We start from the raw sequence: 20,268 nt of genomic DNA on the forward strand, positions 1-20,268 counted from the left end.
TTGTTGGCTTGCGTCGGCAGTCGTCATTTTCTTGCACGACCGCCACGCTGGCGCCGTGCCGGGCCGCTACCGTACGAATCATTCGGTAGCGCGCGGGCCGGTCCGTTCCACGCCAAAGGAGAAGCGAGCTTCTACGCCCCATGATCGAGAGCATGTATGTCGCCATTCTGATCGGTTCGCTGCTTGTCGGCGTGGCGGTGTTCACCTCGATCTTCTCGACGCGGTTCGGCGCCCCGTTGCTGCTCGTGTTTCTTCTGCTCGGCCTTCTGGCCGGCGAGGACGGGCTCGGCATTCATTTCGGCGATGGCCGCATCGCCTATTTCATCGGCTCGATCGCGCTGGCCATCATCCTGTTCGAAAGCGGCTTCGAAACGCGGTTCTCGGCCTTTCGCGCCGCTGCGCTGCCGGCGCTGACGCTGGCGACGATCGGCGTTCTGGTGACGGCCGGGATCGTCGGCCTCGCCGCGCGCTTCGTCTTCGGCTGGGACTGGATCTCGGCCATGCTGCTCGGCACCATCGTGGCCTCCACCGATGCGGCCGCGGTCTTCTTCCTGCTTCGCGTCGGCGGTATCTCGCTGCGCGAGCGGGTGCGATCCTCGCTCGAGGTCGAGTCGGGCTCCAACGATCCGATGGCGATTTTTCTTACCGTGGCGTTGGTCGGCATCGCCACGGCCGCCGAAGGCGAGAGCGAGGCCTTTCTCAGCCTGCTCCGATCCTTCTTCCTGCAGATCGGCGTCGGCTCGCTCACCGGCCTCATCGGCGGTTTCGTCATCGTGCGGATCGTCAATCGGGTCGAGTTGGAAGCTGCGCTCTATCCGATCCTGGTGATGTCGCTGGTGCTCGTGCTGTTCGCGGCGACGGGGATCGGCGGCGCCAGCGGCTTTCTGGCCGTCTATGTCGCTGGCCTGATCTGCGGCAATGTCCGCATGCGCCAGATTATGGCGCTTCGCCGCGTGCTGCAGGGCATGAGCTGGCTGGCGCAGATCGCGATGTTCCTGACCCTCGGGCTTCTTGCGACGCCGAGCGAATTCGGCAGCGTTCTGCCGCCGGCGATCGCGATCGCCGCCGTGCTCATCTTCATCGCGCGGCCGGTCGCAGTTTGGCTCTGTCTGGTGCCGTTCGGCTTTTCGCGCAATGAAACCGCCTTCATCGCCTGGGTCGGCCTGCGCGGTGCCGTCTCCATCCTGCTGGCGATCCTGCCGATGGTCGGCGGCGTCTCGCATGGCCAGACGATGTTCAACGTCGCCTTCATCGTCGTTCTCTGCTCGCTCGTGCTGCAGGGCTGGACGATCGCGCCCGTCGCGCGATGGCTCGGGCTCGTGGTGCCGACGCGCTACGGCCCGGTCGAGCGCATCGACGTCGAATTGCCGGGCCGCGGCGACCACGAGATCGTCACCTATCGCGTGATGCCGGACAGCGCCGTTGGCCGCGGCCGGCGAATTCCGCGCTGGGCGCGGCCGGCGTTGATCCTTCGCGACGGCCGCTCAATGCGGTTCGAGACCGCTGGGCCGCTCGTGCCCGGCGATCAGGTCTACATCATCGCGGCGACGGAACATGTGCGCCTGCTCGACCAGCTCTTCGCGAGGCCCGCCGACACCGCCGACACGTCCGTACTGTTTGGTGATTTCACCATCGATCCGGGCGTGAAGCTCGGCGACCTTGCCGATGCCTATGGCTTCGAGTTGCCGCCTGAGGAGCGCGGCGAGACCGTCGCGGCCGTCATGCGCCGCTCGCTCGCCGGCGACATCGAGGAGGGCGACCGCGTTGCGGCTGGGCCGGTCGATCTCATCGTCCGCAGGCTGGATGACCATGACGGCATCGCCGAAGTCGGCCTCGCGCTGGAACGCCGCGCCCCACGCCGCAAGTTGCCGCTGTTCCAGAACCGCCGAGAGATCGTCACCTATCTGAAGGAGCGTCGGCTTCGAAAGGCGGCGGCCCGTGCGGCTGCGCTCGCCGCCGCCGTCACGTCGATGCCGCTCGACGAGGAGGGATCGCGCTAGCCGGCGTCATCCGTCTGAAATCGAGCGCCAGAAGCGCCATCGCGAGCGGGAATGTGAGCAGCCACAGCGCCCCGATCCAGATCAGGCCGGGCCAGGCCGTCTGCAGGACGAGAAACGGCGCGAGCAGGCCATTGGCGATGAAGCTTCGACGCAGCGCAGAACGCGCCGGCAGGGCGGGCGCTGCGATCAGAGTGGCGAGGCTCATCAGCGTGTAGCCGAGCAGATCGACAGCGGTGAGCGGATTGCCCATGGCGCAGCAGCCGAACAGCGCCGATACCGCATTGCCGCCGGCAAGCTTTGCGGGGATGACTGCCGCAAGCTGGACCGAATAGACGATGCTGACCAGCGTCGCGTACATCACGGAGAGCGCGAGCGCGGCAAGGCTCCAGACGCCGAGAGACGAAGCCCTCGTCGCATGGAGGCCGGCCATGGCGAGAACGAAGCTCGGCGCCAGCGCCAGCGAAGGCGCGAAGATCAGGATCTCGTCCAAGGGAAAATGCAGGACGCCGCCGACCTGCAGGATCTGAGGAATGCCGTAGCCCACGCTGAAGACGAAGGCGGCTATCGCAGACCAGTAGCCAAATCGAATGGCGTCCATGTTTTGCCTCCGCCATCCAGGATGGCAGAGGCAGCGACGGACGCCTTGATCTCGCGCAACCGTGGCGGGTCAGGCGGCTTCGGTGATCGCCTTCAGGCGCTTGTCGACATAGGCGCCGCAGATGTCGATCAGCGGTTCGACCTGGCCCTCGAAGAAGTGGTTGGCGCCTGGCATGATCGTCTGCTCGACGACGATGCCCTTCTGCGTCTTCAGCTTGTCGACGAGCGTCTGCACATCCTTCGGCGGCGCGACCTTGTCCTGGTCGCCATGGACGATCAGACCGGAGGACGGGCAGGGCGCAAGGAACGAGAAGTCGTAGAGATTGGCCTGCGGGGCAATCGAGATGAAGCCCTCGATCTCCGGGCGGCGCATCAGAAGCTGCATGCCGATCCAGGAGCCGAACGAAAAACCGGCGACCCAGCATGCGCGCGCATCGGGATGGACGGTCTGCGCCCAGTCGAGCGCCGAAGCGGCATCGGAAAGTTCGCCCTCGCCATGGTCGAACTCACCCTGGCTGCGGCCGACGCCGCGGAAATTGAACCGCAGGACGGCGAAGCCGCGCTTCGCGAACATGTAGAAGAGCTGGTAGGTGATCGCATTGTTCATCGTGCCGCCGAATTGCGGATGCGGATGCAGGATGATGGCGATCGGACCGTTCTTCGTCTTGGACGGCTGATACCGCCCCTCGATACGGCCGGCGGGGCCGGTGAAGATAATTTCGGGCATGGACGGGCGCGCACCTCTGGCGTGTTCCATCGGCCAAAACCCTGCTATGGTCCGGCTCCGGAACTTGACTCTGATCCTCAGGGTTTCTAGAACACCTTAGAACAGTTCGAATGGGACGGCCGGTTGATACCGGCCGGAAGCCGGCCTTGTAGCATGATGCAGGGTCCGGATTTCAAGCATAATGCGACATGGACCCTGCCATTGGCGGCGGGTCCGGGCCCGGCTTCAGGCCGGGTGCCTGGAGGCGGCTTTGACGCGGGCGCGAATCTATCTCGATTATAATGCCGGCGCGCCGCTGCGTCCGCAGGCCCGTGCGGCCATGATCGAAGCGCTGCAGTCGGTCGGCAATCCCTCGTCTGTTCATGCCGAGGGCCGAGCAGCTCGGGGACGCATTGAGGCGGCCCGGCGAAAGATCGCGACGCTGGTCGGCGGCTCGGCCGATCGTGTCATCTTCACCAGCGGCGGCACCGAGGCGAATGTCACGGTTCTCTCGCCCCGCCAGCGCGTCGGCGCCGGTGAAATTCGTCTTGAACGTCTCATCATCGGTGCGACTGAACATCCCTCCGTTCTCGCGGGCGGACGTTTCGCGGCCGACCAGATCGATCGTGTCGAGGTCGACGACGCGGGGGTGATCCGTCTTGATCATCTGGAGGCAGCGCTCGCTGCGTTGCCGGCCGGCCAGCGCGCACTCGTCTCCGTCATGCTCGCCAACAATGAGACGGGCACGATCCAGCCTGTCGCTGAAATTGCTCGCATTGCCCGGCGCTTCGGCGCGCTGGTTCATGCCGATGCAATCCAGGCCGCGGGACGCATGCCTGTCGACATCGCGGCGCTTGGCGTCGATTTCCTGACCCTTTCCGCCCACAAGCTCGGCGGGCCGCAGGGCATCGGCGCGATCGTGCTCAGCGGCGACCTCGTCTCGCCGCTGCCACTGGTGACCGGTGGCGGCCAAGAGAAATATGCCCGTGCCGGCACGGAGAATGTCGCCGCGATCGCCGGATTTGGCGCGGCTGCCGAGGCATCCCTGGCCGATCTCGGACGCCTCGATGAATGGCGCGGCTGGCGCGATGACCTCGCGGCGTTGCCGGGCGCGGTCCTTGTCGGGGCCGGCGCCGATCGGTTGCCGCAGACGGCGGCGATTGCGGTGGATGGTCTCCGCGCCGAGACGCTGGTGATCGCCCTCGATCTTGAAGGCGTCGCCATTTCGGCGGGCTCGGCCTGCTCGTCCGGCAAGGTGCAGGTGTCGCATGTCATGAGGGCGATGCGCCTTGCCGATATGCGCGCAGGGTCGGTAGTAAGGCTCAGCTTTGGCTGGGAAACGACGCAAGAAGACATATCTAGGTTCGGTGAAGTCTGGGGACGGGTGCTGTCGCGGCTGATGCCGGGCATGACGCGCGCCGCCTGAATGCACTGCTCAACCCGCGGTCCTTGAAACCGCGGCGACGGAGTTTGAAATGCCTGCAGTCCAGGAGACAGTCGATCAGGTTCGCCGGATCGACGTCGATCAGTACAAATATGGTTTCGTGACGGACATCGAGTCCGACCGGGCGCCCAAGGGCCTGTCCGAGGATATCGTCCGTTACATTTCGGCGAAAAAGAACGAACCCGAATGGATGCTTGAATGGCGGCTTGAGGCCTATCGGCGCTGGCTGACCATGACAGAGCCGACCTGGGCGCGCGTCCATTATCCGAAGATCGATTTCGACGACCTCTATTATTATTCGGCACCGAAGAGCACCAAGGGGCCGAAGTCTCTCGACGAGGTCGATCCGGAGCTGCTGGCGACCTATGAGAAGCTTGGCATTCCCCTGCGCGAACGCGAGATCCTCGCTGGCGTCGAAGGGGCGAGCGATCGCCGCGTCGCCGTCGATGCGGTGTTCGACAGCGTCTCGGTGGTCACGACCTTCAAGGAAGAGCTCAAGAAGGCCGGCGTGATCTTCTGCGCGATCTCCGAGGCGATCCGCGAATATCCCGATCTCGTGCGCAAATATCTCGGCTCGGTGGTTCCGACATCGGACAATTTCTACGCGACGCTGAACTCGGCTGTCTTCTCGGATGGCTCATTCGTCTATGTGCCGGAAGGCGTCCGCTGCCCGATGGAGCTTTCGACCTATTTCCGCATCAACGAGCGGAATACGGGCCAGTTCGAGCGCACGCTGATCATCGCCGAGAAGGGCGCCTATGTGTCCTATCTCGAGGGCTGCACGGCCCCGATGCGCGATGAAAACCAGCTTCACGCCGCCGTCGTTGAACTGGTCGCGCTCGATGATGCCGAGATCAAATATTCGACGGTCCAGAACTGGTATCCGGGCGACAAGGACGGCAAGGGCGGCATCTACAACTTCGTGACGAAGCGTGGCGATTGTCGCGGTGCGCGTTCGAAGATCTCGTGGACGCAGGTCGAGACAGGCTCCGCGATCACCTGGAAATACCCGTCCTGCATCCTGCGGGGCGACGAAAGCCAGGGCGAGTTCTATTCAATCGCGGTCTCGAACGGCTATCAGCAGGTCGATAGCGGCACCAAGATGATTCATCTCGGCAAGAATACGCGGAGCCGGATCATCTCGAAGGGCATCGCCGCCGGCCGCTCCGACAACACCTATCGCGGGCTGGTCTCGGCGCACCGGAAGGCGAGCGGCGCGCGCAATTTCACCAATTGCGACAGCCTACTGATCGGCGACCAGTGCGGCGCGCATACCGTGCCCTATATCGAATCGAAGAATGCCAGCGCGGTGTTCGAGCACGAGGCGACCACCTCGAAGATCGCCGACGATCAGCTGTTCTATTGCCTGCAGCGCGGGCTCACATCCGAGGAAGCGGTGGCGCTTATCGTCAACGGCTTCGTCAAGGACGTGATCCAGCAGCTGCCGATGGAGTTTGCCGTCGAGGCGCAGAAACTGATTTCGATCAGCCTCGAGGGTTCGGTCGGATAGCCATTCGCCTTTCCACCGTCATGCCCGGGCTTTTCCCGGGCATCCACGACTTCGGCGGTGGATGAACAGACGTTGATGGTCGGAAATCCCGGCCATGACGGCGGTGCGAAGTGTGGCCGCCGGGATGAACGGACAGATCAAGATGCTCTCCATCAAGAACCTTCACGCCTCGGTCGGCGATCGCGAAATCCTCCGCGGCGTCAACCTCGAGGTGCCCACCGGTCAGGTTCACGCCATCATGGGGCCGAACGGCTCGGGCAAATCCACGCTCTCCTATGTCCTTGCCGGGCGCGACGGCTATGACATCACCGATGGCTCGATCGTGTTCGGCGGCGAGGAGATCGTCGAGACGCCGGCCGAGGAGCGCGCGGCCAAGGGCATCTTTCTCGCCTTCCAGTATCCGCTCGAAATCCCGGGCGTCGCCACGATGACCTTCCTGAAGGCGGCGATGAATGCGCAGCGCAAGGCGCGCGGCGAGGCGGAGCTGACGACGCCGGACTTCATGCGCCGCGTGAAGGTTGCCGCCGAAAAGCTCAATGTGACTCAGGAAATGCTGCGCCGGCCGCTCAATGTCGGCTTCTCGGGCGGCGAGAAGAAGCGCAACGAGATCCTGCAGATGGCGCTGCTGGAGCCGAAGCTCGCGATCCTCGACGAGACCGATTCCGGACTCGACATCGACGCGCTCAAGACTGTTTCGGACGGCGTCAACGCACTGCGCGCGCCCAATCGCTCGATGCTCGTCATCACCCATTACCAGCGCCTGCTCGATCATATCGTGCCCGACGTCGTGCATGTCATGGCGGCCGGCCGCATCGTCCGCTCCGGCGGGCCGGAGCTGGCGCTGGAACTCGAGGCCAATGGCTATGCTGACTATGTCGGCGCGGCAGCGGCGTGAGCATGGTCATGAACGCCGAGCCCCGCATCCTCAATACGCCGGCCGAGGTCACGCTCGCCGAAGCCTTCTCTGCCTCGCGCGGTCATCTGCCGGGCGATGCCGCTGTCGCAGCGGCGCGCGCCGTCGCCTTCGACGCCTTTCAGAAGAAGGGGCTGCCGCATCGTCGGACGGAAGCGTGGCGCTATACCGATCTGCGCGTGCTCCTGCGCAGCGTGCCGCCCGCACCGCCGGCCGCGCCGGCTTCAATTGCGTCGGCCGCTCTGCTGCCAGGGCTGGACAGGGCGCGGTTGGTCATCGTCGACGGCGCTTACCGGCCTGAACTTTCCGATCTTTCCGGTCTCGACGGCGTCGAGGTGACGAGCCTTGCGACGCTTCTCGACCAGGGCGACGAGCGCGTCGGCGCGCTGGCTGGCCGGCTCGATGACGCGATGGTCGCGCTCAATACGGCGATGATGACGGGCGGCGTCGCCATCCGCGTTCCGGCCGGGCTCGACGTGACGCGTGCCGTCGAAATCGCGCATGTCACCAGCGGCGCCTATTCGGTGTTCGCCCGCAATCTCATCAGCGTCGGTGCCGGAGCCTCCCTGCGTGTCGTGGAGAGTTTCACGGGTCCCGATGCTGCCGCTTCGGTTGCCAATATCGTCACCGAGGCAGTGATCGGAGACCGCGCCAAGGTCACCTGGGCCAAGCTTCAGGCCGAGGGCAACGCAGCGGTGCATCTCAGCACCACGGCGGTCTCGATCGGCGGCGAAAGCCAGTTCGATCATCTGACCCTGATGACGGGCGCCTCGATTTCGCGTTCTCAGAGCTTCGTCACCTATGGCGGCGAGTTCGCGCGCGCCGGCCTTTTTGGCGCCACCATGATCGGCGGCAAGCAGCATGCCGACATCATGCTCGGCGTCGATCACGCTGTTCCGAACGGCGCCAGCCGCGAACTGTTCAAGGCGGTGATGGACGGCAAGGCCGACGGCATCTTCCAGGGCCGCATCGTTGTGCGTCCGGGCGCCCAGAAGGTCGACGGCAAGATGATGACGCAGGGCCTGCTGCTGTCGGAAGATGCGTCCTTTTCGGTCAAGCCCGAGCTGGAGATCTTCGCCGACGACGTCCAGTGCGCCCATGGCGCGACCTCGGGCGAGATCGACGAGGACATGCTGTTCTATCTGCTCTCCCGTGGCCTTCCGCGTGCCGAGGCCGAGACGCTGCTGGTCACGGCGTTCCTAGCCGAGGCAATCGAAGGGCTCGGCGACGAGGCCATCGGCGAGGCGTTCGAGCAGGTGGCGCGGGATTGGCTGGCTGATCGGAAGACGCTGTCATGAGCGTGATCGAAGCCGATACGGCGCCCTATGATGTCGAGGCTGTCAGGCGGGATTTCCCGATCCTGTCGAAGCAGGTCTATGGCAAGCCGCTCGTCTATCTCGATAACGGCGCCTCGGCCCAGAAGCCGCAGGCCATGCTCGACGCGGTGATGAAGGCCTATACCGAGGACTATGCCAACGTCCATCGCGGCCTGCATTACCTCTCGAATGTCGCCACGGAAGCCTATGAAAATGCACGCGAAACCGTGCGCCGTTTCCTGAACGCCGGCTCGACTGACGAGATCATCTTCACGCGCTCCTCGACCGAGGCGATCAACCTCGTTGCCGACTCGTTCGGCCGTATGGCGATCGGCGAGGGCGACGAGATCATTCTCTCGATCCTCGAGCACCATTCCAACATCGTGCCGTGGCATTTCCAGCGCGAGCGCAAGGGCGCAGTGATCAAGTGGGCGCCGGTGGATGACGACGGTGCGTTCCGCCTCGATGTCTTCGAAAAGCTGATCACGCCGCGCACCAAGATTGTCGCGATCACGCATATGTCCAACGTCACCGGCACGATCGTTCCGGTGAAGGAGGTCATCCGCATCGCGCATGCGCATGGCGTCAAGGTGCTGATCGACGGCAGCCAGGCCGCCGTGCATCTGCCGGTCGACGTGCGCGATCTCGACGCCGATTTCTATGCCTTCACGGGCCACAAGGTCTACGGACCCACGGGCATTGGCGTTCTCTATGCCAAGAAGGCGCTGCTCGAGGCCATGCCGCCCTATATGGGCGGCGGCGAAATGATCCGCGACGTCACGGGGACGGCTGTCACCTATGCCGATCCGCCGCACCGCTTCGAAGCGGGCACGCCGCCGATCGTCGAGGCGATCGGGCTCGGCGCCTCGCTCGACTATATGGAGCGCCTCGGCCGCGCCAATATCGCCGCGCACGAGCACAGCCTCGCCGTCTACGCGCAGGAGCGGCTTTCGGCGATCAACAGTCTGCGGATCTTCGGCACGACGCCGGACAAGGGCGCGATCATCTCCTTCGAGATGGCCGGCGCGCATGCCCATGACATCTCGACGATCATCGATCGCGAGGGCGTCGCGGTGCGCGCAGGCACGCATTGCGCCCAGCCGTTGCTCCGCCGCTTTGGCGTGACGTCAACCTGCCGGGCCTCGTTTGGTCTCTACAACACCATGGCCGAGGTCGATCGCCTCGCCGAGGCGCTGCTCAAGGCGCAGCGCTTCTTCAGCTGAGGAATGGAAATGTCCGAGGAAGCCGTCATGACCAGCACGATCGACGAAGCGACCGACACCGCCGAGGATGCCGCGCTGCCGCTGGGCGCGCCGAGCTCGATCCCGGCCGCGGAGCTCGAGCAGCTCACCGCGGATATCATCGCCGCGCTGAAGACGGTGTATGATCCCGAGATTCCCGCCGATATCTATGAACTCGGGCTCATCTACAAGATCGATGTCGACGACGATCGCAACATCGCCATCGACATGACGCTGACGGCTCCGGGTTGTCCGGTCGCCGGCGAAATGCCGGGCTGGGTGGAAAATGCCGTCGGCGCGATCCCCGGGGTCGGACGCGTCGACGTAACCATGACCTTCGATCCGCCCTGGTCTCAGGACCGCATGTCGGACGAGGCGCGAGTCGCGCTCGACTGGTACTGAAATGACGACGGCTCCCGCGGCGCCGCCGATCACCGGCGTGCTCGAAACGGCCATCTATGTCGAGAATGTCGCGCGCGCGGTTGCCTTCTATCGCGATGTTCTCGGCCTTAGACTGCTGGCAGGCGAGGGCGATTTGCGGTTCGCCGCGCTCGATGCCGGGCCTTCGAGCGTGCTGCTCGTCTTTCGCCGTGGCGGCACGCTGCAGGATATCGTGTTGCCCGGCGGGACGATTCCCGCGCATGACGGCCACGGCCCGCTGCATTTCGCGCTCCGCATCCCGCCTGGCGCGTACGAGGCATGGCGCAGCCATCTCGCGGCGAAGGGCGTGGCGCTCACTGGTGAAATGGCGTGGCCGCAGGGTGGCCGCAGCCTTTATTTCAGCGATCCTGACGGCCATGCCGTCGAACTCGCGACGCCTGGCATCTGGGCCAACGACCCGGAAACCGATTGAGAGCCACGGCAGCCCTTGCCGATGTCCTTGGGATCACCGATCTTAGGGATAACTGATCATATGAATGCGGCGGCGAAATCGCGCGCTGCAAGGAGAAGAGCCATGGGCGTTCGCTCACGCTTTGCCGTCATGTCGCTGACCGACGCCGCCGCCGAGCGCATCCGCGAGATCGTCGAGGATGCCGACGAGCCGGTGGCCGGCCTCAGGATCGGCGTCAAGAAGGGTGGCTGCGCCGGCATGGAATACACCATGCAGAAGGTTGCTGCGCCCGATGCCAAGGATGAACGCATCGAGGAGAAGGGCGTCAGCGTCTTCGTCGATCCCTCGGCAGTCCTGTTCCTGCTCGGCACCGTCATGGACTTCGAAACGACCAAGCTTCGCTCCGGCTTCGTGTTCCGCAACCCGAACGAAGTCTCGGCATGCGGCTGCGGCGAATCGGTGATGCTGAAGCCGGCCGAAATGCCCGGCGCCGCTGCCGCCAGTTAAGCCCAGACCATGCCGGGAGTGCTGTTCGAGCGGCTGAAGCGCGACGCCGCGCTCGCATGGTCGGCCTATGTCGATCATGCCTTCGTGCGCGGCCTCGGTGACGGCTCGCTGCCGCGCGCGAGCTTCCAGCACTATCTGGTGCAGGACTACCTCTTCCTGATCGAGTTCGCCCGCGCCTATGCGATCGGCGTCTACAAGGCGCCGGATCTCACCGAGATGAAGAAGGCGTCGGACGGCATCGCGGCCATTCTCGGCGAGACGAGCCTGCATTTGCGATTGTGCGCCGAATGGGGTCTCTCGCCCGATGCCGTGGCCGCGACGCGGCAGGCGCGTGCGACCGTCGGCTATACCCGCTTCGTGCAGGAGGCGGGACTTCGCGGCGACATGCTTGATCTGGTCGTGGCGCTTTCGCCCTGCGTCGTCGGCTATGCCGAGATCGGCAAGGCGCTCGCAGCGACCGCAACCGGGCTTTCAGACGGGAGCAATCCCTATGCGCCGTGGATCCGCGAATATGCAGGCGATGGTTATCAGGCGCTCGCCGCCGACAGCCTGGCGCAGATCGACCGGCTTGCCGCAATCTTCCTGACTGAAGCCCGCTACGAGAAGCTGCTTGTGATTTTCGACGAAGCAGTCAGGCTGGAAGCCGATTTCTGGCAGATGGGCCTCGATCGCGCGGGGTGACCAGCATGGGCGACCGTGATTTCCTGGAAGAGCTGTTCGCCCCAGTAGGGCGGGTCGAACTGAAGCGGATGTTCGGCGGCCTCGGCGCCTTCAGCAACGGGCTGATGTTCGCCATCGTCATCGCCGACGTGATCTATCTGAATCCGACGAGACGACCCGGGCCGACTTCGCGGCTGAAGGATGCGAGCCCTTCACCTATCCGCGCAAGGATGGGCGCGCGGTGTCGCTGAGCTACTGGCGCATGCCGGAGCGGCTGATCGACGAGCCGGACGAATTCGTCCGCTGGTCGCGGGCGGCGATCATGGTCGCCCGCAACGCGGACGCCGCCAAGGCGGATAAAACGAAGCGCCGCCCGAAGGCGGCGCCAAAGCTCTGATCGATCGTTGCTCCGATCAGCTGTCGGGGCACATCACCGGCGCGTCCATGGTCGAACCCGCCTGGTTGCAAGAGCCCGACGAGCCCGCCTGCTGAGCCGTCTGGCAACCCGAAAGGCCGATGGTAGCAAGCACGAGAATAATGAAAAGCCGCATGGGAGCCCCCGAACTCGACAGAACGAAATGTTCGGCGGAAAATGTACCGCCGATACAGGGACCTGTCGAGCCGGAGCATCCCGGGACAGACGTTGCCCCGGCCTTTGTCGTGATCCGTTGCCGCGCTGCCTCAGCGGACGACGCATCCCTTCGGATAGCCGACGCGAGTGCAATAGACGACCGTTGGCTTCCGCACGATGCACCCCTTCGGATAGCCCACCGCCTTGCAATAGACCACCGCCTCGCTTGACGCGGTGCCGCCCAACATACCGAGACCGGCGATCACGCCGAGCATGGCCACGCGCAATGCGGTCTTCTTCTTCAACGCCGTCATGATTGTTCCCCGAGCCGCCACGCGGCGGCCTTCCTGTCCGGGCAACCCCTGCCGCGCCGGACTATGCTGTGATCGGCCCGGATTGCGGCAGCTCCAAGACGGCCGGCGGCACCGGACCGGGTGCGGCGCGAGCGATGCGCGTCATGATGCAACCGGTGCTTCTGCAGTGGGTGCTTCGGTGATCGGCGCGCCGCGGACGGCACCGCGCGCGATGTCCTTGAGCGCGGCGAGGTCCAGCTTGCCCGAACCGAGCAGCGGCAACTTCGCAACGGTCACCACGGCCTTTGGAAGCTGGATTTCGGAGAGCCCCCGCGCGCGGCCGAAGCGTTGCAGTTCGCCGAGATCCGGCGACGGCCGCTCCGTCACCAGCACGATTTCCTCGCCCTTGCGTTCGCTGGGGATCGCCGTTGCGGCGCTGGGATGCTCGGGCCAGAAGTCGCCGGCCAGTGCCTCGACAGCGGCGAGCGAAACCATCTCGCCACCGACTTTGGCGAAGCGCTTCACCCGGCCCGCAATGGTGATGAAGCCGCGTTCGTCGATGGTGACGATGTCGCCGGTGTCATACCAACCGCCGTCGACAGGCTCGAGCTGACCGGGCGCCTCGGCGCGCAGATAGCCGCGCATGACATTGGGTCCGCGCACGGAGAGGCGGCCGCCCTCGGCCATGCCGGCGACAGGCTCCAAGCGTGTCTCAATGCCGGGCAGGGGCTTGCCGACCGACCCAGCCTTGTTCGCCATCGGCGTGTTGATGGCGATGACGGGGGCGGTCTCCGTGGCGCCATAGCCCTCGAGGATGCGCAGGCCGAACTTTTCGGCAAAGACGCGCCGCGTCTCGGGCTTGACCGCCTCAGCGCCGGCGAAGACATAGCGCAAGCTGTAGAAATCATAAGGATGTGCCATGCGGGCATAGCCGGCGAGGAATGTGTCGGTGCCGAAAAGGATCGTCGCGTTCACGTCATAGGCGATCTCGGGCACGATCCTGTAGTGCAGCGGCGAAGGATAGAGCATTTGCCTGACGCCGGAATAGAGCGGCAGCAGGCAGCCTGCCGTCAGCCCGAAGGCGTGGAAGATCGGCAGCGCATTGAGGACCACGTCCTCGCGCGAGAAATCGATCACGCTCGCAATCTGCATCCGGTTCGACTCGATTGCCGCATGGCTGAGCGAAACGCCCTTCGGCAGGCCTTCCGAGCCCGAGGTGAACAGCACGACCGCTTCGTCGCCAGGGGCGCCTGCCCGGCGAAAGGCGAGGCGGCTCATGGCCAGCGGAGCCATTCCCCCGAACAGCGCGAGCAATCGCGCAACGAAGCCGACCTCGGAGCGCAGATCTTCGAGATAGACGATGCGGCAATGCGGCGCGAGCGCCCCCATGAGCGGCTGCAGTCGGCCCTTTTCGACAAACTGGCGCGAGGTCAGCACGAGCTTGATCCCGGCTGCGCGTCGCGCGGCATCGATCGCCGCCGGCCCGGCCGAAAAGTTCAGCATCGCCGGTACCCGGCCGGTCGCCTGCAGGGCGAAGAACGTGACGACCGCGGCGATCGTGTTCGGCAGCAGCAGTCCGACGCGCTCGGCGGGCGCCGTCATCGCGGCGATCGGCCGCCCAAGTGCGAAAGCGCCGCGAATGAGCTCGCGATAGCCGACCGGCGCGCGGGTGACGTCTTCGAGAACCGGAGGGCTGCCATTGAGATGGCGCGCATGAACGAGGCTTTCGAACAGCGTGCGAGCCGGCTCGCTGGTCGAGAAGACCATGTCCGTCATGATGTCCTGCAGATGCGCGCCGGCTTCCGCGCGGCGACGTCGGCCGACAAGCCCTTCGGTCAGGGCGATCCGGCGCGGCGGCAATACGGTGAGATGCATGCGCGGGAAGAGGCGCCGGCGGACTTTGCCCTTCAGCCGTGAGAAGATCGAATACTGGGCGCCGACGATGCGCACCGGGATGATCGGCACGTCGGCCAGCGCCGCGATCATCGCCGGGCCGTCATAGACCTTCATCAGGGCCCCGGTGACCGTGATCCGCCCCTCGGGAAAGATCACCAGCCGCCGCCCTTCCTTCACCAGCTTGACCATGCGCCGCACCGAGAACGGGCTGGTCGGATCGACGGGCACCAGTTCGAAAAAGCGGAAGGCTGGCTTGACCCACCAGCGGTCGGCGATGAAGGAGTTGATGGCAAAGACGGGCTTGCCCGGCAGCAGGCAGCCGATCAGCACCGCGTCGAGGAACGAGGTGTGGTTGACGACAACGACAGCGGCAGTCTCGCCGTCGCCATAATTCTCCGCGCCCTCGACGCGTGCGCCGAAAAAGAGCTGCAGCAGGCGGTGGCCGAGTGCCTTGACGATCTCGTCGGGCATCAGCTTCAGGCAGATGATCGCGGCGCCGATATTGGCGATGCCGAGCCAGAACAGCAGCTGCAGTGTCGTGACGCCGAAGGCGAGTAGCGCCGCGGCGACGACCGTGCCGGCAACCATCAGCGCCGCGTTCATGATGTTGTTGCCGGCAATCGCGGCCGAACGTTCGTTGTCAGCGGCGCGCGATTGCAGCATCGCATAGAGCGGGACGGTGAAAAGCCCGCCGCCAAAGGCGATACCGACAAGATCGAACAGAACGCGCAGCCCCGCCGCCGACGAGGCGAAGGCGAAGACATTGAGCATCTCGGCTCCGGGCAGGGCGCCGAGATGGGCTGCGGAGAAGGAGAGGTCGATCATGAAGAACGCCATCAACACGCCGCCGATCGGCGTGTGGCGGGCCGAAATCTGCCCCCCGAGCAGTTTGCTGGTCGCGGCCGAGCCGAGCGCGATGCCGACGACGAAAGCGGCAACGAGCAGGTTGGCGACGATCTCGTCGACCTTCAGCGTCGATTTGGCGAATTCCGGGAAGACCGACATCACGATGAGGCCGATCATCCAGAACCAGGAGATCCCAAGCACCGCGAGGTAGACCGACTTCCGCCGGCGGATGGCGGCGAACGCGCCGCGATTGGCCTCGATGATCGAAAGGCGGAACGGCGCCGCATCGTGCGCCGGCGGTGCGGAGGGCACGAAGAAGGCTGCGACTGCGCCCGCGAGCGCAGCGCCAACAAGGCCCGCCACCGCAATCCAGGTGCCGCCGAGGCCGATCGTGAGGCCGCCGAACAAGGTCCCGAGCAGAATGGCGACGAAGGTCGAACCTTCGAACAACGCGTTCGCCGCCACGAGGCGCTGGCGCTCGACCATCTGCGGCAGGATCGCATATTTGGCCGGCCCGAAGATCGTCGATTGCACCGCATAGAGGAACATGCCCGTGAGCGCGAGCGGCGCCGAATGGATCATGATCGCGATGGACGAAATGATGGCGAGGATGACCTCCGCAAGCCGCGTCCAGCGCACGACGAGCCGCTTGTCGATGCTGTCGGACAGCCGCCCCGAAAGGCCCGAGAACAGGAAGAACGGCAGCATGAACACCGCGCCGCCCAGCGTCACCGCCACTTGCGGTGAAAGTCCGAACAGGTCAGCGCCGCCATAGGCCACCATGAAGCCAAACGCGCTCTTCAACCCATTGTCGGCGAACGCGCCGAACCATTGCACGATGAAGAGGGGGAGAAAGCCCGGTGTCGCGATGAGCGAGGGCGCGGCGGTGTGGCTATGCGGGTTGGCGTCCATGGGCTGAGCGTCTGTCTCTTTGATCGACGTGGCAAGCAGGATTGTTCTGAACAATGTTCAATTATCTAGCAGTATTTTGAACGACGTTCAATATGTGCTATCGGTAGTTGTCGCCTTGGCTGGAAGCCAGCCGGATTTGGGGAAGTCGTCCTGGCCCGTCGCAGTGATCATACGCCCGAGGATCTCCGCCGCCTGGCGCTCGATGCCGCCCGCGCGATCGCGGCCGCTGAGGGACTGCGCGGCCTTACCGTGCGCCGGGTGGCCGAACGGATCGGCTATGCGCCGGGTACGCTTTACAATCTCTTCGACAATCTGGATGCGCTGATCGTCACCCTGAATGGCGAGACGCTGGGCCGGCTCAGCGCCGCGCTCGCCGCGGCCGCCACGACTGGCGATGTGGCGGCGCGGCCATCGGCGCTGGTGAACGCCTATTTCGATTTCGTCGAGGCCGAGCCGCAGCTCTGGGCCGTGCTGTTCGAGCATCGCCTGCCAGAAGGGATATCGCTGCCTGACTGGTACCGGGATGGCCTTGCCGCTCTCGTGGATGGCGCCGTCGCCGCGCTTGAACCGGTCATGAGCGCTTGGCCGGAGGCGTCGCGGCGTGAGACGGTCGTCGCTATGTGGGCGGGGCTGCACGGCATCTCGACGCTGGCTGTGTCAGGCAAGCTCGGCCTGGTCGCGACGGGACCGCCGCGCCAGCTCGGCCATCTCATCGTCGAGCGAATCATCGCGGCAGGCCCGACAGCTGGTGGCTCGTTCATCATGTCGTAAAATGGTAATAAGTCGTTGGGGACCGTGGATTTAAGGGGCAGGCACTGTGCAGATAGCGGATATCGTCACGAGGCTCGGGCGCACCAGCTTCTTCAATGGTCTTGAGCGCGACGATCTCGTCCGCCTTGCGCAGATCATCCGCGTCACCACCCATCCGGCCGAGACGGTGCTGTTCGCGCAGGGCGATGAATCCGACGGGCTCTATGCGGTCGCCACCGGAATCGTGCGCATCTTCCTGACCGCCGAGGATGGCCGCGAACTGACGATCCAGCTGTTCGAGGAAGGCGAGGTGATCGGGGAGATCGCGCTGATCGATGGCCTGCCGCGCAGCGCTGGCGCGGCAACGCTGACGCCGACGCAGCTCATCTTCGTGCCGCGCCAGCCCTTCATGTCGCTGCTCGATTCATCACCGCGGCTGCAGCGCCAGATCATTCTCAGCCTCTGCGAGCGGCTGCGCCAGACCAACGACCAGGTCAACCGCGCCGTGTTTCACGATCTCCGTCATCGCCTGCTGGTGCTGCTGCGCCAGCTCGCGCTCATCCATGGGCGGATCGACCGCGATCAGGCGGTGGTCGAGCTCGATCTGACCCAGGGAACCCTCGCGCAGATGCTGGGCGCGAGCCGCGAGGCCGTGAACAAGCAGATTCGCGCCCTGATCAAGGAGGGCCGTCTCTCAATCGACGGTCATCACATCATCGTCCACCGGACGGTCAGGGAATGCTGATCGTCCACCACGCATCTCTGCGCGTGCGGGGTTCGCTAGACCGGCTCGCCAGCGCCCAGGCCGAGGATATCCGCCGCAACCTCTGAAAGGTCGTCGTTCAACTGGTGATCACGCCCCGGGAGAACCTTCAGCCGCGCCTGAGGGATGGCCCTCGCGTTGAGATGCGCATGCGCGCCGGGGACGATGTCGTCAGCATCGCCGTGATAGAGATAGACTGCCGTCGGCGGCGAGAGCCGCAAGCCGAGATCGGCCTTGGGGACGATCTCGTCGCTCGGCCAGCCGCCATCACCGATATAGGGCATCGCGACCAGGAAGATGCCGGCGGGCGGATGCGCAGGCGGCTCATCGGCCAGGAAATGCACGAGGATCGTGGCGCCGATCGAATGGCCGACCAGCACGGCGCCCGCACCGAGCGCATCGATCTCTTCCCGCAGCACCGCGGCCCAGCGCATGACGTTGGGATCGTCTTCGGCCGGCATGCGTGGATAGCGGATTGCGTAGCCGGACCCGAGGTGACCCGCGAGGCTCGCCACCAACCGCTCGTCCCAGCCGTCATGCGTGCCTTCGCCGGCACCCTGGACGAAGAGAAGTTGCCGTGTCATGGCCACCTCCACGGGTCCGCTCAGCCATCACCACAAGAAGCGGCGCCAAGCCATTAGCGTCGACTTCAAACGACCAAGGCTCGGTCTCCCGAGCCTTGGCGTGATGCGATGCGCGGACGTTGATCCGGTCGGGCCGGCCGTTCAGCGCAGAGCAGCGATCGCGGCGACGAGGCCAGCGGTCGAGGCATCGCGCTTTTCGGCGCTTTCCGTGCCCTCGATCATCGGCAGCAGTTCCTTGGCGAGCTGCTTGCCGAGTTCGACGCCCCACTGGTCGAACGAATCGATGCCCCAGATCGTGCCCTGGACGAACACCTGATGCTCATAGAGCGCAATCAGGCGGCCGAGCGTGAACGGATCGAGCAGCGTGTAGAGGATCGTATTGGTCGGCCGGTTGCCGGGGAACGTCTTGTGCGGCGCGAGACGGTCGGCCTCGGTCGGCACCTTGCCTTCAGCGAGAAGCTCAGTGCGCGCCTCGTCGGTCGTGCGGCCCTTCATCAGCGCCTCGGTCTGCGCCAGGCAGCTGGCAATCAGCAGGTGGTGATGAATATCGTCGGGCTCATGCGCCCGGGCCGCAACGAGGAAATCGGCCGGAATCGGATCCGTGCCCTGGTGCAGCAGCTGATAGAAAGCGTGCTGACCATTGGTGCCGGGCTCGCCCCAGACGAGCGGGCCGGTCGAATGCGAGACCGAGCTACCGTCGAGCGTCACGCGCTTGCCGTTTGATTCCATGTCGAGCTGCTGCAGATAAGCGGCAAAGCGCAACAGCCGCTGATCATAGGCCAGCACCGCCTTGGCCGGGAAGCCGAGCACGTTGCGGTTCCAGATACCGACCAGCGCGAGCAGCACCGGCAGGTTGCGGTCGAGCGGCGCGTCGAGGAAATGATGGTCCATGGCATGGGCGCCGGCGAGGAAATCGCCGAAATTGTCGGGGCCGATGGCAATCATCACCGGCAGGCCGATCGCCGACCAGACCGAATAGCGCCCGCCAACCCAATCCCAGAACCCGAAGGTGCGCTCGCTGGAGATACCGAAAGCGTTGACCTTGTCGAGCGCCGTCGACATCGCAGCGAAATGGTCGCCGACCGCCGCTTCGCCGAGCGCATCGACGATCCACTTCCGCGCCGTCGCGGCATTGGTCATGGTCTCAACGGTGGTGAAGGTCTTGGACGCGACGAGGAACAGCGTCGTCGCGGGATCGAGGCCGACCAGCGTATCGTGGATATGGGCGCCGTCGACATTGGAGACGAAATGCGCGCGCGGACCGTCGTGGTAGGGGCTGAGCGCCAGCGTCACCATCGCAGGCCCGAGATCGGAGCCGCCGATGCCGATATTGACGACGTCGGTGATCTTGCCGCCGGTGCCGGCGATCGCGCCGCTGCGGATGCCATTGGCGAACGCCGCCATCGCATCCAGCACGGAATGCACCTCGTCGACGACGTTCGTGCCATCGACGACATAGGATTCGCCGCGCTGGGCGCGCAGCGCGACGTGCAGCACGGCGCGGTTCTCGGTGACGTTGATCTTCTCGCCGGCGAACATCTGCGCCCGGCGCGCCTCGACCCCGGCGGCACGCGCCAGATCGAGCAGCGCGATCACGGCGGCGGTGTCGAGCCGGTTCTTGGAATAATCGAGCAGCAATCCGTCGACCGTCAGCGAAAGCCGCTGGAAGCGCTGCGGATCAGCCGCGAACATCTGGCGCATCGACTGCGCTTCGACGCGGTCCTTATGAGCGCGGAGGGCAGAGAAGGCGTTGGCAACTTCGGCCGCCACAGCGGCTGTTCGGACGGCGGTCATAGAGTGCATCCTTCGCATAAGGCGGGGCCCAGAGGACATACGACGGCGTTCGCTCTCAGGCAAGGCTGTGCGCCCGCTGGGGGCTTGGCTTGAAAGTCCTTGGAAAGCCAAGCCTGATCGACCATTCTCGCCC

Annotated in this window: 20 protein-coding genes and 1 pseudogene; 14 read left to right on the forward strand and 7 right to left on the reverse strand. The window is 65.1% G+C overall.

The features are described 5' to 3' along the window. The first annotated feature begins 140 nt into the window (after positions 1-140). Positions 141-2,000 carry a potassium/proton antiporter gene (locus LB518_RS03630; protein WP_224573111.1) on the forward strand — a complete coding sequence of 620 codons (1,860 nt, stop codon included), beginning with the start codon at positions 141-143 and terminating at the stop codon, positions 1,998-2,000. Here LB518_RS03630 and LB518_RS03635 read toward each other — a convergent pair. After that, positions 1,963-2,598 carry a hypothetical protein gene (locus tag LB518_RS03635; RefSeq protein ID WP_224573112.1) on the reverse strand — a complete coding sequence of 212 codons (636 nt, stop codon included), beginning with the start codon at positions 2,596-2,598 and terminating at the stop codon, positions 1,963-1,965. The two genes, LB518_RS03630 and LB518_RS03635, sit on opposite strands and share 38 nt — an antisense overlap. Positions 2,599-2,667: 69 nt before the next feature. After that, entirely contained in the window at positions 2,668-3,324 is a 657-nt protein-coding gene (locus LB518_RS03640; RefSeq protein ID WP_224573115.1) for an alpha/beta hydrolase, read from the reverse strand. A 250-nt stretch (positions 3,325-3,574) separates the two neighbouring features. Here LB518_RS03640 and LB518_RS03645 point away from each other — a divergent pair, with 250 nt between their 5' ends. From LB518_RS03645 to LB518_RS24615, 11 genes and pseudogenes are all read left to right on the forward strand, one after another. Continuing rightward, entirely contained in the window at positions 3,575-4,729 is a 1,155-nt protein-coding gene (locus LB518_RS03645; RefSeq protein ID WP_224573117.1) for a cysteine desulfurase family protein, read from the forward strand. Between the two features lie 49 nt (positions 4,730-4,778). Continuing rightward, positions 4,779-6,257 carry a Fe-S cluster assembly protein SufB gene (sufB, locus tag LB518_RS03650; protein ID WP_224573119.1) on the forward strand — a complete coding sequence of 493 codons (1,479 nt, stop codon included), beginning with the start codon at positions 4,779-4,781 and terminating at the stop codon, positions 6,255-6,257. Between the two features lie 142 nt (positions 6,258-6,399). Next, the gene (sufC, locus tag LB518_RS03655) at positions 6,400-7,152 is read left to right on the forward strand and encodes a Fe-S cluster assembly ATPase SufC (protein WP_224574308.1); all 753 of its coding nucleotides are present in this window, start codon (positions 6,400-6,402) and stop codon (positions 7,150-7,152) included. Positions 7,153-7,160: 8 nt separating this feature from the next. Then, complete coding sequence (gene sufD / locus LB518_RS03660; RefSeq protein WP_224573129.1) at positions 7,161-8,468, forward strand: Fe-S cluster assembly protein SufD; 1,308 nt, start codon at positions 7,161-7,163, stop codon at positions 8,466-8,468. Next, positions 8,465-9,709 (forward strand): cysteine desulfurase, encoded by a 1,245-nt coding sequence (locus tag LB518_RS03665; RefSeq protein ID WP_224573131.1) that lies wholly within the window; start codon positions 8,465-8,467, stop codon positions 9,707-9,709. The genes sufD and LB518_RS03665 overlap by 4 nt, the downstream gene beginning before the upstream one ends. Before the next feature lie 27 nt (positions 9,710-9,736). Beyond that, complete coding sequence (locus tag LB518_RS03670) at positions 9,737-10,129, forward strand: SUF system Fe-S cluster assembly protein (RefSeq protein WP_224573133.1); 393 nt, start codon at positions 9,737-9,739, stop codon at positions 10,127-10,129. 1 nt (position 10,130) lies between these two features. Then, the gene (locus LB518_RS03675) at positions 10,131-10,580 is read left to right on the forward strand and encodes a VOC family protein (protein WP_224573135.1); all 450 of its coding nucleotides are present in this window, start codon (positions 10,131-10,133) and stop codon (positions 10,578-10,580) included. Positions 10,581-10,682: 102 nt separating this feature from the next. Then, complete coding sequence (gene sufA, locus LB518_RS03680; RefSeq protein WP_224573138.1) at positions 10,683-11,066, forward strand: Fe-S cluster assembly scaffold SufA; 384 nt, start codon at positions 10,683-10,685, stop codon at positions 11,064-11,066. Positions 11,067-11,075: 9 nt separating this feature from the next. After that, positions 11,076-11,747, forward strand: a complete 672-nt coding sequence (gene tenA / locus LB518_RS03685) for a thiaminase II (protein ID WP_224573140.1) — start codon at positions 11,076-11,078, stop codon at positions 11,745-11,747. A gap of 5 nt (positions 11,748-11,752) precedes the next feature. Beyond that, a complete protein-coding gene (locus tag LB518_RS24610) occupies positions 11,753-11,977 on the forward strand; it encodes a TfoX/Sxy family protein (protein WP_502845773.1) in 225 nt (74 codons plus the stop codon). Then, a pseudogene (locus tag LB518_RS24615) lies at positions 11,953-12,123 on the forward strand (TfoX/Sxy family protein); the annotation flags it as partial. The gene LB518_RS24610 and the pseudogene LB518_RS24615, both read left to right, overlap by 25 nt. A 16-nt stretch (positions 12,124-12,139) precedes the next feature. Here LB518_RS24615 and LB518_RS03695 read toward each other — a convergent pair. The 3 genes from LB518_RS03695 to LB518_RS03705 form a co-directional block, all read right to left on the reverse strand. Further along, positions 12,140-12,277 (reverse strand): hypothetical protein, encoded by a 138-nt coding sequence (locus tag LB518_RS03695; protein WP_224573142.1) that lies wholly within the window; start codon positions 12,275-12,277, stop codon positions 12,140-12,142. Between the two features lie 130 nt (positions 12,278-12,407). Further along, complete coding sequence (locus LB518_RS03700) at positions 12,408-12,611, reverse strand: hypothetical protein (protein WP_224573144.1); 204 nt, start codon at positions 12,609-12,611, stop codon at positions 12,408-12,410. A gap of 141 nt (positions 12,612-12,752) precedes the next feature. Further along, on the reverse strand, positions 12,753-16,244 hold the full coding sequence (locus tag LB518_RS03705) for an acyl-[ACP]--phospholipid O-acyltransferase (protein WP_224573146.1): 3,492 nt from the start codon (positions 16,242-16,244) through the stop codon (positions 12,753-12,755). Positions 16,245-16,436: 192 nt separating this feature from the next. Here LB518_RS03705 and LB518_RS03710 point away from each other — a divergent pair, with 192 nt between their 5' ends. Together LB518_RS03710 and LB518_RS24810 are read left to right on the forward strand one after the other, a co-directional pair. Next, on the forward strand, positions 16,437-17,015 hold the full coding sequence (locus LB518_RS03710; protein ID WP_224574310.1) for a TetR/AcrR family transcriptional regulator: 579 nt from the start codon (positions 16,437-16,439) through the stop codon (positions 17,013-17,015). Between the two features lie 46 nt (positions 17,016-17,061). Further along, a complete protein-coding gene (locus tag LB518_RS24810) occupies positions 17,062-17,739 on the forward strand; it encodes a Crp/Fnr family transcriptional regulator (RefSeq protein ID WP_224573147.1) in 678 nt (225 codons plus the stop codon). Between the two features lie 35 nt (positions 17,740-17,774). On the opposite strand, the gene LB518_RS03720 is transcribed toward LB518_RS24810, so the two are convergent. Together LB518_RS03720 and pgi are read right to left on the reverse strand one after the other, a co-directional pair. Next, the gene (locus tag LB518_RS03720; RefSeq protein WP_224573151.1) at positions 17,775-18,341 is read right to left on the reverse strand and encodes an alpha/beta fold hydrolase; all 567 of its coding nucleotides are present in this window, start codon (positions 18,339-18,341) and stop codon (positions 17,775-17,777) included. A 141-nt stretch (positions 18,342-18,482) separates the two neighbouring features. Beyond that, positions 18,483-20,135 carry a glucose-6-phosphate isomerase gene (gene pgi / locus LB518_RS03725; protein WP_224573153.1) on the reverse strand — a complete coding sequence of 551 codons (1,653 nt, stop codon included), beginning with the start codon at positions 20,133-20,135 and terminating at the stop codon, positions 18,483-18,485. Between the last annotated feature and the right edge of the window lie 133 nt (positions 20,136-20,268).

The sequence above is a fragment of the Mesorhizobium sp. BR1-1-16 genome, from assembly GCF_020165495.1.
GTDB lineage: Bacteria > Pseudomonadota > Alphaproteobacteria > Rhizobiales > Kaistiaceae > Kaistia.

Excerpts from the sequence above, each read along its gene's own strand:
- LB518_RS03665 (WP_224573131.1), top strand. The coding sequence starts at position 8,465 with ATGAGCGTGATCGAAGCCGATACGGCGCCCTATGATGTCGAGGCTGTC.
- LB518_RS03640 (WP_224573115.1), bottom strand. The coding sequence starts at position 3,324 with ATGCCCGAAATTATCTTCACCGGCCCCGCCGGCCGTATCGAGGGGCGG.
- LB518_RS24610 (WP_502845773.1), top strand. The coding sequence starts at position 11,753 with ATGGGCGACCGTGATTTCCTGGAAGAGCTGTTCGCCCCAGTAGGGCGG.
- LB518_RS03635 (WP_224573112.1), bottom strand. The coding sequence starts at position 2,598 with ATGGACGCCATTCGATTTGGCTACTGGTCTGCGATAGCCGCCTTCGTC.
- sufC (WP_224574308.1), top strand. The coding sequence starts at position 6,400 with ATGCTCTCCATCAAGAACCTTCACGCCTCGGTCGGCGATCGCGAAATC.
- sufD (WP_224573129.1), top strand. The coding sequence starts at position 7,161 with ATGAACGCCGAGCCCCGCATCCTCAATACGCCGGCCGAGGTCACGCTC.
- LB518_RS03675 (WP_224573135.1), top strand. The coding sequence starts at position 10,131 with ATGACGACGGCTCCCGCGGCGCCGCCGATCACCGGCGTGCTCGAAACG.
- LB518_RS03630 (WP_224573111.1), top strand. The coding sequence starts at position 141 with ATGATCGAGAGCATGTATGTCGCCATTCTGATCGGTTCGCTGCTTGTC.
- tenA (WP_224573140.1), top strand. The coding sequence starts at position 11,076 with ATGCCGGGAGTGCTGTTCGAGCGGCTGAAGCGCGACGCCGCGCTCGCA.
- sufB (WP_224573119.1), top strand. The coding sequence starts at position 4,779 with ATGCCTGCAGTCCAGGAGACAGTCGATCAGGTTCGCCGGATCGACGTC.
- LB518_RS03720 (WP_224573151.1), bottom strand. The coding sequence starts at position 18,341 with ATGACACGGCAACTTCTCTTCGTCCAGGGTGCCGGCGAAGGCACGCAT.
- sufA (WP_224573138.1), top strand. The coding sequence starts at position 10,683 with ATGGGCGTTCGCTCACGCTTTGCCGTCATGTCGCTGACCGACGCCGCC.
- LB518_RS03670 (WP_224573133.1), top strand. The coding sequence starts at position 9,737 with ATGACCAGCACGATCGACGAAGCGACCGACACCGCCGAGGATGCCGCG.
- pgi (WP_224573153.1), bottom strand. The coding sequence starts at position 20,135 with ATGACCGCCGTCCGAACAGCCGCTGTGGCGGCCGAAGTTGCCAACGCC.
- LB518_RS03700 (WP_224573144.1), bottom strand. The coding sequence starts at position 12,611 with ATGACGGCGTTGAAGAAGAAGACCGCATTGCGCGTGGCCATGCTCGGC.
- LB518_RS03695 (WP_224573142.1), bottom strand. The coding sequence starts at position 12,277 with ATGCGGCTTTTCATTATTCTCGTGCTTGCTACCATCGGCCTTTCGGGT.
- LB518_RS03705 (WP_224573146.1), bottom strand. The coding sequence starts at position 16,244 with ATGGACGCCAACCCGCATAGCCACACCGCCGCGCCCTCGCTCATCGCG.